Annotated in this window: 9 protein-coding genes; 7 read left to right on the top strand and 2 right to left on the bottom strand. The window is 70.8% G+C overall.

The genetic code is table 11. From position 1 onward, the window contains the following. Positions 1–171 precede the first annotated feature (171 nt). A complete protein-coding gene (locus ACH4S9_RS46975) occupies positions 172–888 on the bottom strand; it encodes a phosphatase PAP2 family protein (protein ID WP_358849406.1) in 717 nt (238 codons plus the stop codon). Between the two features lie 200 nt (positions 889–1,088). Next, positions 1,089–2,114 (bottom strand): bifunctional lytic transglycosylase/C40 family peptidase, encoded by a 1,026-nt coding sequence (locus ACH4S9_RS46970; protein WP_311724612.1) that lies wholly within the window; start codon positions 2,112–2,114, stop codon positions 1,089–1,091. A 260-nt stretch (positions 2,115–2,374) separates the two neighbouring features. Between ACH4S9_RS46970 and ACH4S9_RS46965 the strand changes: the two genes are divergently transcribed. The 7 genes from ACH4S9_RS46965 (at position 2,375) to ACH4S9_RS46935 (ending at position 10,674) form a co-directional block, all read left to right on the top strand. After that, positions 2,375–2,581 (top strand): DUF397 domain-containing protein, encoded by a 207-nt coding sequence (locus ACH4S9_RS46965; protein WP_014177694.1) that lies wholly within the window; start codon positions 2,375–2,377, stop codon positions 2,579–2,581. 327 nt (positions 2,582–2,908) lie between these two features. Beyond that, positions 2,909–3,217 (top strand): hypothetical protein, encoded by a 309-nt coding sequence (locus ACH4S9_RS46960; RefSeq protein ID WP_311724613.1) that lies wholly within the window; start codon positions 2,909–2,911, stop codon positions 3,215–3,217. A gap of 302 nt (positions 3,218–3,519) precedes the next feature. Next, a complete protein-coding gene (locus ACH4S9_RS46955; protein WP_398377801.1) occupies positions 3,520–4,413 on the top strand; it encodes a hypothetical protein in 894 nt (297 codons plus the stop codon). Next, the gene (locus ACH4S9_RS46950; RefSeq protein WP_398377799.1) at positions 4,403–5,731 is read left to right on the top strand and encodes a hypothetical protein; all 1,329 of its coding nucleotides are present in this window, start codon (positions 4,403–4,405) and stop codon (positions 5,729–5,731) included. The genes ACH4S9_RS46955 and ACH4S9_RS46950 overlap by 11 nt, the downstream gene beginning before the upstream one ends. Before the next feature lie 2 nt (positions 5,732–5,733). Further along, positions 5,734–7,284 carry an SCO6880 family protein gene (locus tag ACH4S9_RS46945; RefSeq protein ID WP_311724647.1) on the top strand — a complete coding sequence of 517 codons (1,551 nt, stop codon included), beginning with the start codon at positions 5,734–5,736 and terminating at the stop codon, positions 7,282–7,284. Between the two features lie 44 nt (positions 7,285–7,328). Continuing rightward, positions 7,329–8,768 (top strand): ATP-binding protein, encoded by a 1,440-nt coding sequence (locus ACH4S9_RS46940; protein ID WP_311724616.1) that lies wholly within the window; start codon positions 7,329–7,331, stop codon positions 8,766–8,768. Between the two features lie 112 nt (positions 8,769–8,880). Further along, the gene (locus ACH4S9_RS46935; RefSeq protein WP_398377804.1) at positions 8,881–10,674 is read left to right on the top strand and encodes a hypothetical protein; all 1,794 of its coding nucleotides are present in this window, start codon (positions 8,881–8,883) and stop codon (positions 10,672–10,674) included. Positions 10,675–10,853 lie beyond the last annotated feature (179 nt).

Here is a 10,853-nt window from a genome sequence, read left to right as displayed (position 1 = left end):
GGGGTTTCTCACCCCCCCGGGGGCCCGCGCCGGGGGGGGGGGGGGGGGGGGGGCCGGGGGGGGGGGGGGGGGGGGGGTCCCCCCCCCCCCGGGGGGGGGGGGGGGGGGGGGGCGGCCCCCCCCCCCCACGCCGTGTGTCATGAACCGCTGTGAGCGCCGGGGCGCCGGGGGTCAGGCCGCCAGGTCCTTGCTGCGGCGCTCGCTGCCCGACGTCCGGGCCTCGGAGAACTCCGGAACGTCCTCCTCCGCGGCCTCCCCGGCCTCGGGGGCCGCCCCCGCCCGCACCAGCCAGCCCACCCGCGAGCCCGCGACCGCCGTCGTCAGCGGCGTCAGCAGCATCATCGCCAGCGGCGCCAGCAGCAGCGCGACCGCGGTACCCAGCGCGAACCCGCCGATGACGTCCGTCGGGTAGTGCACGCCCATGTAGACGCGGCAGAACCCCTCGAGCAGCGCGAGGCCGATCGCGGCCACCCCGTACGTCCGGCTGGCCATGAACACGCCCACGGCGATCGCCATGGTCAGCGTCGCGTGGTCGCTGACGAATGAGAAGTCCGTCTTGCCCGCCACCAGGACTTCCAGCCCCTGATGGTCCTTGAAGGGCCTCGGCCGCTCCACGAACTCCCGGATCGGGATGTTGGCGAGCAGCGCGAGACCGGCCGCCAGCGGCGCCCACACCAGCCCGGCGACGGCGGACGGCGCGTCCTGCGGACGCTTGCGCACGCTCCACCACGCGCCGAGCATCACCAGCGCGAGCCCGATGATGATCCCGTACTCGCCGACGAACTCCATGACGCGGTCGAACCAGTGGGGAGCGTCCTTGGCGAGTCCATTGATGTCGTAGAGCAGGCTGACATCAGGGTTCGACCCGTCCAGTGCGAGTCCAGCCATGTGCCGTGGCCCCTTATCTCTTGCCTGTCGCTACATGCGGCTGCCGGCCCCCGTTGGTCAACGCGATCGATGCCGATGTTGTCCGCTGCCGATCCACTTCCAGGAAACGCCCTTATCGAGCGGGGCGTTCCGCTCTCTACCCAACGATCACCAGGACGTTATCGAAGGGTGACCCATCGTCGCAGCTCAGGGCGGAGCCTTTACGCGGAGTTCGCCGTCGGCAACGCTTTTGCGCCATCTTTGGTCACCCGCGTCGCACCGATGTAGTCCGGCGTGTCGATGTTGTCGAACCGGATCACGGCACCAGTGTACGGGGCGTTGATCATCTTCCCGCCGCCCACATAGATCCCCACATGGTGGATGGATCTCGGGTCGTCGAGGTCGTACGCGAAGAAGACCAGGTCACCGGGGAGCAGCTCGTCCCGCTTGGGATGCGGCCCGGCGTTCCACTGATCGTTGGCGACGCGCGGCAGCTCGATCCCGACGGTCTTGTACGCCGCCTTGGTCAGCCCGGAGCAGTCGAACCGCCCGCCGTCCTCCGGCGTGCCGTTGCCGCCCCACAGATACGGCTTCCCGAGCTGCTTCTGCGCGAAGTAGATCGCCGCGGCCGACTGCTGCGAGGGCCGCACCTGCTGGACGGGCGCCGCGAAGCTCTTGGCCAGGGTGGTGATGGTCTTCACATAGTTCTGGGTCTCCCGGTACGGCGGCACGCCGGAGTACTTGATAACGGCGTACGCGCCCGCGTTGTAGGAGGCCAGCATGTTGTGCGTCGGATCGCCCGGGACGTCCTTCACATAGCCCGCGAGCGAGCAGTCGTAGGAGGCCGCCGACGGGATCGCGTCCTGCGGATCCCAGATGTCCTTGTCGCCGTCCTTGTCGCCGTCCACGCCATGGGCGGCCCAGGTGCCCGGGATGAACTGCGCTATCCCCCTGGCGTTCGCCGGGCTCTGCGCCTTCGGGTTCCAGCCACTCTCCTGGTAGAGCTGCGCGGCGAGCAGGGCCGGGTTGATGGCGGGGCACAGATTCCCCCACTTCTGGACCAGCGACTGGTACTCGGCGGGAACGGAGCCCTTGGCCAGCCCGACCGACGTACCGCCCTTACCGCCCGCGAGGTCCGCGGCGACCATGTACGTACCGACGACAAGGAGCGCGACGAACGAGAACGAGACCCCGAGACCGACACTGACGCCCAGCCAGACCTTGCGCACCCGGCCATCCTCCCCCATCGGCGCGTCATACGAACGCGTTTCCGCACGTACGGCGAAAATCCGCCGCCCACCAGCCGAAACCATACGGGCGGGCGGGGCCGTTCGCACCGCATGCCCCGGCCCTCCCCACCCTTGCGCCCCACCCCTGCCCCCGGCAGACGTCTATATGCGGCTCCGCCGCGCGGCCGACCCCGCCCCTCGACCGCCTCCCGTACGGACGCGGAGCGCGTAAAGTCCGGCGCGTCCCAGAGCTCATACCGACCCGTAAGGACCACGCGATGACGCAGCTCGACTGGCAGCGGGCCACGACCCCGGAGGACGGGGAGCAGGAGGCCTACCTGGAGGTGGCCGCGGGCCCCGATGGCCGGATCTACATGCGCGAGAGCAACGATCCGGACAACATCGTGGTGACGACCCAGGCGAAGTGGGAGGCGTTCATCAAGGGGGTCAAGGCCGGCGAGTTCGACGACTTCGCGGAGGAGTGAGGCGAAGGAGCGAGGCGGAGGAGCGGGGCGGACGAGCGAGGCGCGCACGGCGCCGGGCTCGCCGATCCCCGGACCCCGCCGGACCCCGCCGGACCTCACCGCTGATCGTTGCCCAGTGCCCAGGTGCGTGATACACACAGTGACCGGAAAGCCTCGCGTCGACGCTTTTGTACGCCGGTCAGGTCATCGTGGTCCACAACACGTACGAGATCCGCCAAGAAATGCCGCCAAGTCGACATGCGGAAGCGGGATCGTCAGCGAAGATAGAGGCTGGCATGTGCCAACCGACGTTGGCACACAACTACCCATAAGGGGCGGTGAGTTCTTATGTTTCTAGCGGCCGACAAGGGCGACATCAACACCATCATCGGCGGAATCGCCCCAGACTGGGGCCCCTTCGGCGACCTGGGCGGCGAGGCCCGCGTCATGATCGAGGTGGTGATGGCCGTGGCCCTGCTGCTCTGCTTCGGCATCGCCATCTGGGGCGCCGCCAAGCAGCGGATCGGCGCGACCGCGCTGCGCGACACCTTCAGCGCCGAACAGGGCAAGGGTCTGATCGTCGCCGGACTGACCGGTGTGTTCATCATCGGTTCACTGGGCACAGTCTTCACGATCGTGTACGGCATGGCCGTCTAGCGCACCACCCGCTCGCACAGCCGACCCCCCACGCGCGGCGCACACCCCGCCCCCAAGCCTCCGCCCCCGAGCCCCCCACTGGTCCACCTCCCCCACCCGAGGCTGCTTCCTGATGCCCGCTCCGCCCCTTGAGGTCGTGTCAGCTTGATGTCCACTCACACCGCCCCGCCCCGACGTCGGTCCGCGCCGCTACCGTCGTATAGCGGTGGCCGGAGAGCGACCATGGCTGATGCCGCGGCCGGCGCGGCGGGGACCGTGGACACGGTTGTCTCGATTGACACGTTTGAAGGGGCGTACATGCGATGAGTCTGGGCGGCGATGACGGATACGGCGGCGACTACGGCCAGGACCCGATCCGCTCGGGCGGCGCGTCCTCCGGCGGCCACCTGACGCGCACTCGCCTCCCCGAAGGCGACGACGACCCCTTCGGCCCACCCCGCCGAGGCGGCGGCCGCGTCGGCAAGCCCAGCCGGAACCTGGTCACCGTGGTGGGCGTCGTCGTCCTCCTCATCGCCGCCATCGCCTTCGCCAACCGCGGCGGCGGCGGAGACAGCTCCTCGGACAGCGGTTCCGACGACGGCTCAGGCCCCAGCACGAACAGCCGGGCCACCGCCCCGACGGGGGAGCGGCCCGTGGAGGGTAAGGACGGCGTGACGGGGATCGCGTCGGGATTCGCCAAGACGGAGCAGGGGGCGCAGAGCGCGGCGGCGAATTACGCGGTGGCGCTGGGGTCGGGCGACATGCTGAATCGGGACCGCCGCCACGAGATCGTGTCGCAGGCCTTCACTAGCGCGGCGGCAGGGCCGCTCCAGAGCAAGCTCGACAATGCCTACTCGACAGACTTCCTCAAGAAGCTCGGGCTTGACGAAAACGGCAAGGCCGCTGATGGCCTGACCTACGTTTCACGTACCGCCCCTGTCGGCACCAAGATCAGCAAGTACGCGGGGGGCACCGCGACTGTAGCGGTCTGGTGCACAGGAGTGTTCGGCACAGCGGGAGAAGGCTCGACAAACCCAGTCACCAACGACTGGTTCACCATGACTGTCAGGCTGCGCTGGGCAGGCAACGACTGGAAGGCCGAGAGCTACTCCCAACAGAACGGCCCGGCGCCTGTCAACAGCGACCGCACCGCTTCCACGGCCGATGAGATCGCCAAGGCGGTCGAGGAGTACGGAGGGTTCACCTATGCTCGCTAGCCCACACCGCCGTGCTCTCACGGTCGCCGGTGCCCTGGCAGCCGTGCAGACGGCTGCCGTGCTTCTGGCCAGCCGAGCAGCCGCCGCCCCCGACCCATCTCCAAGTCCGTCGGAGAAGGGCAACTGCGACCTCATCGTCGGTCCGAACAAAAGCAACTGCGGCCATGAGCAGACATCGCCCGATCCCTCCGACCCCACCTCCCCCCTCGACCCCGCCGCCTCCCTCGCCCGCGGCTGCGCCAACGCCGCCTCCTGGCTCGTCGGCAAGCTCTCCGACCTCGTCAAGGAGACGGCCACCGTCGACTTCACCAACGAGGCCTTCCTCCGCCAGTACGCCGTCGTCTTCGCCGCCTCCACCGTCCTCACCCTCATCCTCTGGCTGCTCGCCGTCGCCAAGCGCGCCATCCGCGGGGTGCCGCTCGGCGAGGCGCTGTCGGAGGCCATCGGTTTCCTGTGGCTGACGGTCCTGGCCTCCGCCTTCACACCGCTCATCCTCTATACGGTCGTCACGGCGACCGACGCCGTCACCCAGGCCATCGCCTCCGGCACCGGCGCGGACAACGACGCCTTCTTCGGTTCGTTCGCCCAGGCCCTGAAGAAGGACGAGGACATCGGCGGCGGGCCGATCATGCTCATCGTCGTGTCGCTGGTGACCATCCTCGCCGCCGGCGTGCTCTGCCTGGAGCTGGTCATCCGCGCCGCCCTGCTGTACGTCGGCGCGCTGCTGGGCACCGCCGTCTACTCGGGCCTGGTCGACAAGAACATGTGGGGGCATGTGCGCCGCTGGGCCGGGATCATGATCGCCGTGATCCTGGTCAAGCCGGTGGTCGTGATCGTGCTCGCGCTGGCCGGAGCGCTGTCCACGTCCGACAAGGGGCCCGACGCCTTCTCGGCCGTCGTCTCCGGCCTCGCGATCATCATCCTCGCCATCTTCGCGAGCGCGATGATCTACCGCTTCGTCCCCGGCTTCGGCGATGAGATCGTCAAGGCCCGCAGCGCCAGCGCGGACCCGGCCTCCCGCCAGGCCGCCGCCATCATCAGCTCCCCGGCCGCCCTCGTGAAGCAGGGCATCAACACCCACAGCGCCCGCGGAGGCGGCGACGGCGGGGGCGGCGGCGCCGCGGCCCGCCCTGGTCAGACGAAGCCCGCCAACCCGGTCTCCGGCGGCGTCGCCGCGCACAGCTCCCGCGGCGGCCAGGGAGGCGGGGGCGGCGCCGCACGCCCCAGCAGCGGCGGGGGCGGAGGCGGCGGGGCCGCGTCCGCGGCCCGCGCCCAGAACCGCGGTTCCAGCAACAACCCCGGAGGTGACCGGCGGTGACGATCGAGGCCCAGTCTCCCATCGCGCCTCGCCGCACATATCTGATCGGACGCGCCCGCCCCAGCGCGATCGTCGGCAAGAACCGCGAGACCGGCGAAATCGCGTTGATCATCGGGGGCGCGTTCATCGGGATGATGTGCGGGCTGCTGGTCCCGGTGCTGATGCTGCGCATCACCACCCTGGTGGGCTTCCCCACCCTCGCGCTGGCCGCCGTGTACATCCCGTACAACGGCCGCACCTTCTACAAGTGGTTCGAGATCAACCGCTCCTACAAGCGCATTGCGCGCAGCGGCGCCGCCTACCGCTCCGCCGCCGCCGAGGCCGGCACCCGTATCGACGGCCGCGAGGTCGAGGTCGGCCCGCCGCCCGGCATCGGCCGGATCAACTGGCTGGCGGCGCCCTTCGGCCCCGACGAGATCGCGGTGCTCCTGCACGCCGACCGCCGCACCGTCACCGCCGCCATCGAGATCGAGGGCCCGGGCGTCGGGCTGCGGGACAGCGAGGACCAGGAGGCGCTGGTCGACCGGTTCGGCACCCTGCTCAAGCATGTCGCCAACGGCGACGGCTTTGTGACCCGCCTGCAGATGCTGGCCCGCACCCTCCCCGCCGACCCCGACGCGCACGCCAAGGACGTGGAGCGGCGCGGCGACGGAGACGCCCCCAACTGGCTCAAGGACTCCTACGACCAGCTTCAGTCGATGGTCTCCACCTCCTCCGAGCAGCACCGCGCCTATCTGGTCGCCTGCATGCACTACACCCGCGAGCTGGCGGCCGAGGCCCAGGCCATCGCCCGCGCCACCCGCCACAACGGCGGCGGCCGAAAGCTCGACAAGGACGCGGGCCTGGCCGTGGTCATGGCGCGCGAGCTGACCGACATCTGCGCCCGGCTCGCCGAGGCCGACATCCGGGTGCGGCAGCCGCTCGGCCAGGGCCGGCTGGCCTCGCTCATCCACTCCATGTACGACCCGGACCACCCCATCGACCACATCCAGGCCATGACCCAGCGGAACGCCTGGCCGGCCGAGCTGGACGCGATGGAGCCCACCTTCCTCCAGGCCAAGACCCGCGAGTCGAGCACCCGCGAGCCCTGGTGCCACTCCACCGCCTGGGTCAAGGAGTGGCCGATGACCCCGGTCGGGGTCAACTTCCTCGCCCCGCTGCTGGTCCACACCCCCGATGTGATCCGTACGGTCGCGGTCTGCATGGACCTGGAGCCGACCGAGATCGCGATCGAGCGGATGCTGACGGAGAAGACGAACGACGAGGCCGAGGCCAGCCGCGCCGCCAAGATGAACCGCACCGTCGACCCGCGCGACATCGCCGCACACGGCCGGCTCGACCAGCGCGGCGAGGACCTGGCGAGCGGCGCCGCGGGCGTCAATCTCGTCGGCTACATCACCGTCTCCTCCCGCTCCCCCGAAGCCCTCGCCCGCGACAAGCGGACCATCCGGGCCTCGGCGGGCAAGAGCTATCTGAAGCTCGAGTGGTGCGACCGCGAGCACCACCGTGCCTTTGTGAACACACTGCCGTTCGCGACCGGCATCCGGCGATAGAGCGATAGCGCGATAGAGACGACTGGGACGATAGGGGCTCCGCCGTGGCCGATCCGATTGGCGCCATCACCGAGACGTTCACCAGCTTCCTGTTCGGGAAGGTGGAGACGACCCGGCTGCCGGTCCGCACGTCCACGGGGCAGGCGCAGGCCGTCTATCTGCCCACCGCCGCACCGGGCCTGGGCGACTCGGGCGTGATCATCGGGCGCGAGGTGTACTCCGGCAAGGGGTACATCTACGACCCGTTCCAGCTGTACGGACAGCAGCTGCCCGCCCCGCACTGGCTGGTGCTCGGCGAGTCCGGAAACGGCAAGTCGGCCCTGGAGAAGACCTACGTCCTGCGGCAGCTGCGGTTCCGTGACCGCCAGGTCGTGGTCCTCGACGCCCAGGGCGAGGACGGCGTCGGCGAGTGGAACCTGATCGCCCAGGAGCTGGGCATCACCCCCATCCGGCTCGACCCGATGGCCGCCCTGGACGGCGGCATCCGCCTCAACCCCCTGGACCCCTCGATCACCACGACGGGGCAGCTCGCCCTGCTCCGTACGATCATCGAGGTCGCGATGGGCCACGGGCTCGACGAGCGCTCCGGCTTCGCCCTCAAGGTCGCCCACGCCTACGTCAACCAGACCATCGTCGACCGCCAGCCGGTGCTGACCGACATCGTCGAGCAGCTGCGCCACCCCGAGGCGGAGTCGGCGGAGGCGATGAACGTCGACATAGACGACGTACGGGCGTGGGGCCTCGATGTCGCCCTGGTGCTCGACCGGCTCGTCGACGGCGACCTGCGCGGCATGTTCGACGGCCCGACGACGGCGGGCATCGACCTCAGCGCCCCCCTGATCGTCTTCGACCTCTCCCACATCGACCGGAACTCGATCGCCATGCCGATCCTCATGGCGATCGTCGGGGTGTGGCTGGAGCACACCTGGATCCGGCCGGACCGTAAGAAGCGCATCTTCCTGGTCGAAGAGGCCTGGCACATCATCAACTCGCCCTTCGTCGCGCAGCTCTTCCAACGGCTGCTGAAGTTCGGGCGCCGGCTCGGCCTGTCCTTCGTCGCCGTCGTCCACCACCTCTCCGACGTGGTCGACGGCGCGGCGGCGCGGGAGGCCGCGGCGATACTCAAGATGGCGTCGACCCGGACCATCTACGCCCAGAAAGCCGACGAGGCCCGGGCCACCGGCCGGGTGCTCGGCCTGCCCCGCTGGGCGGTCGAGATCATCCCGACCCTCTCGCCCGGCATCGCGGTCTGGGACGTCAACGGCAATGTCCAGGTCGTCAAACACCTGATCACCGAGGCCGAGCGGCCGCTCGTCTACACCGACCGGGCCATGACGGAGGACGGGCTTGCCGTCCAGCTCGCGGCCGACGCGGACGCGGAGGCCGAGGAGCGGGCGGCCACGGCCGTGGAGCGGCAGCTCGCCCAGGAGGCCGCCGAGGCGGACGCGTACGGCGGGCCCTCGTACGGGTCGACGGTGGCCTGACGTGACGACGGGGCGGGTCCACGGAGGGCAGGGCGGCCACGGCGGTGCGGGAGAGCCGGGCAGACCCCCGGCCTCACAGGGCGGCATCCCGGACGGGCTGCTGATCGGCGCCATGGTCTTCGTACTGGGGCTGACGGGGCTGGTGTGGACCGCGACCGGGCTGGCCGGGCTCTTCGCCCACGGCGCCTGGCCGGACAGCGTGCGCTTCCTCCGCACGCCGCAGGCGATGCGCTCCCTGGCCGAGCAGCCCCACAATCTCGCCGCGGCCTGGCCCGACACGCCGAAGGAACAGCTGTCGGGATACGGGCTGTTCTGGGGCCTGTTCATCAGCGAGCTGATGGTGCTGATCGTGCTGACGATCTTCGTCATCGGCACCGCCACGCGCTATCGCGCGGTGCGCGCCAGGCGCCGCGCGGAGCGGCAGGAAGCAGCGGCGGCGAAGCGGGGCACCGGGCGGCGGGGCAGCGCCGACTCTGACGGTCCTGAGGGCAGGCGTGAGGCCGACGGAGGACACGAGTACGTCCCCGGGAACGGCCCGGGACGCGCAGCCGCCGGACCGGGAGGGCCGGGAGGATCGGGGCCGAGGCCGGGGTCCGGGCAGGAGGCCGGGGCCCTCGGGGCGGCGGCGGCCGCGCCGGGCGCACGGCCCGATGGCAACCTCCAGGGGTATCGCGCCGATTCGGCGACCGGCCTGGCGCCCGGCGGTCCCGGATCCGTCGGACAGCAGGCCGGACAGCAGGCCGGCTGGGCGACGAACGGTAAGGAGCCGCGCCCGGCCGCGCCGGTCGCCGGACAGCCCGGGGTCGGACACCCCAGCGCACCCACAGCCCCGTACGGGCCCTGGAACGGCCACGCCGGCAACGGTGACGCGGGCACCGCGGCGCCCCACCACCACATCGCCGAGACGCCCGCCTCATCAGGCACGGCGGCACTCCAGCCGGTGCCCACTCCACGCGGCGGCCCGGGGCTTCCCGGGGCCGAGCCGACGCACTCCCGCGTCCTCTACGGCACACAGCGCGGCGACGCCGCGTCCGAGGCCGTCCTGGAGGCCGACGGCCCGGTCCTGGTCGTCACCAGCGACCCCGCGTTGTGGGCGACGACCAAGGACGCGCGCGCGAAGTTCGGCCCCGCCCATGTCTTCGACCCGTCCCACCTTCTCGACACCCCGGCCCGGCTGCGCTGGAACCCCGCGGCGGGCTGTGAGTCCCGCGATGCCGCGGCCGCCCGCGCCACCGCGCTCCTCGCCCCCGTACGCCCGCTCCACGCCGCGGACAGGCCCATGGCGGAGGCAGCGGAGACCATGCTCCGCTGCTGGCTGCACGCGTCCGCCGTGGACGGCCGCCCGTTCCGCCATGTGCACCGCTGGGCGCAGGGCAACTCGGCGCATGAGCCGGTGCGGATCCTGCGGACGCACGCGAAGGCCGTCGGGGGCTCCGCGGGTGAGCTGGAGGCCATGCTCACCGCACACCCGGAACGCCGCGACATGGCCCAGGAGCTGACGGCCCGTGCGCTGGCGGCGCTGTCCTCGATCCACATCAGGGACGCCTGCAACCCCGGCCGGTCCGACTCCCTCGCTTTGGAGTCATTCATCGGCGAAGGGGGAACGCTGTATGTGATGGGCGAGTCCATCGAGGACCCACGGACCCATCCGGGTGCGATGCCCCTGTTGACCGCACTCGCCTCACACGTGGTCGAGCACGGCCGGCGCATGGCCGAACGGTCATCCTCCGGTCGGCTCGACCCACCACTCACCCTCGTCCTGGACGATGTCGCGGCCGTGGCACCCCTGCCCCAACTGCCGGACCTGCTGACCCAGGGCGCGTCGCAGGGCCTGCCCACGCTGGCGCTGATGCGCTCCCAGGAGCAGGCCCGCGCACGGTGGCCCCACCGCACCCTGGTGGGCTGAACCACAACGCGGACGACTGCTGGGGGATGTTCCGAGCGTGGCATGTCAGTCCCAGCCCAGCTCAGGATGATCTGCGAAGAAACCAAAAAAGCCTCGGTCCCGAGTATCTTCCGATACTCGGGACCGAGGCTAAAAATTGTTCGGCGGCGTCCTACTCTCCCACAGGGTCCCCCCTGCAG

Origin of the sequence: Streptomyces sp. NPDC021225 (assembly GCF_044332865.1) — a bacterium.
In the GTDB taxonomy this organism is placed as follows: Bacteria; Actinomycetota; Actinomycetes; order Streptomycetales; family Streptomycetaceae; genus Streptomyces.
Note: the sequence above shows the minus strand (reverse complement) of the source record. Positions and strands in the feature narration are given on the sequence as shown.

What these genes read in the sequence shown, in the direction of transcription:
- ACH4S9_RS46965 (WP_014177694.1), top strand. Translation starts at nt 2,375, where the DNA reads ATGACGCAGCTCGACTGGCAGCGGGCCACGACCCCGGAGGACGGGGAG.
- ACH4S9_RS46960 (WP_311724613.1), top strand. Translation starts at nt 2,909, where the DNA reads ATGTTTCTAGCGGCCGACAAGGGCGACATCAACACCATCATCGGCGGA.
- ACH4S9_RS46970 (WP_311724612.1), bottom strand. Translation starts at nt 2,114, where the DNA reads ATGGGGGAGGATGGCCGGGTGCGCAAGGTCTGGCTGGGCGTCAGTGTC.
- ACH4S9_RS46950 (WP_398377799.1), top strand. Translation starts at nt 4,403, where the DNA reads ATGCTCGCTAGCCCACACCGCCGTGCTCTCACGGTCGCCGGTGCCCTG.
- ACH4S9_RS46955 (WP_398377801.1), top strand. Translation starts at nt 3,520, where the DNA reads ATGAGTCTGGGCGGCGATGACGGATACGGCGGCGACTACGGCCAGGAC.
- ACH4S9_RS46935 (WP_398377804.1), top strand. Translation starts at nt 8,881, where the DNA reads ATGGTCTTCGTACTGGGGCTGACGGGGCTGGTGTGGACCGCGACCGGG.
- ACH4S9_RS46975 (WP_358849406.1), bottom strand. Translation starts at nt 888, where the DNA reads ATGGCTGGACTCGCACTGGACGGGTCGAACCCTGATGTCAGCCTGCTC.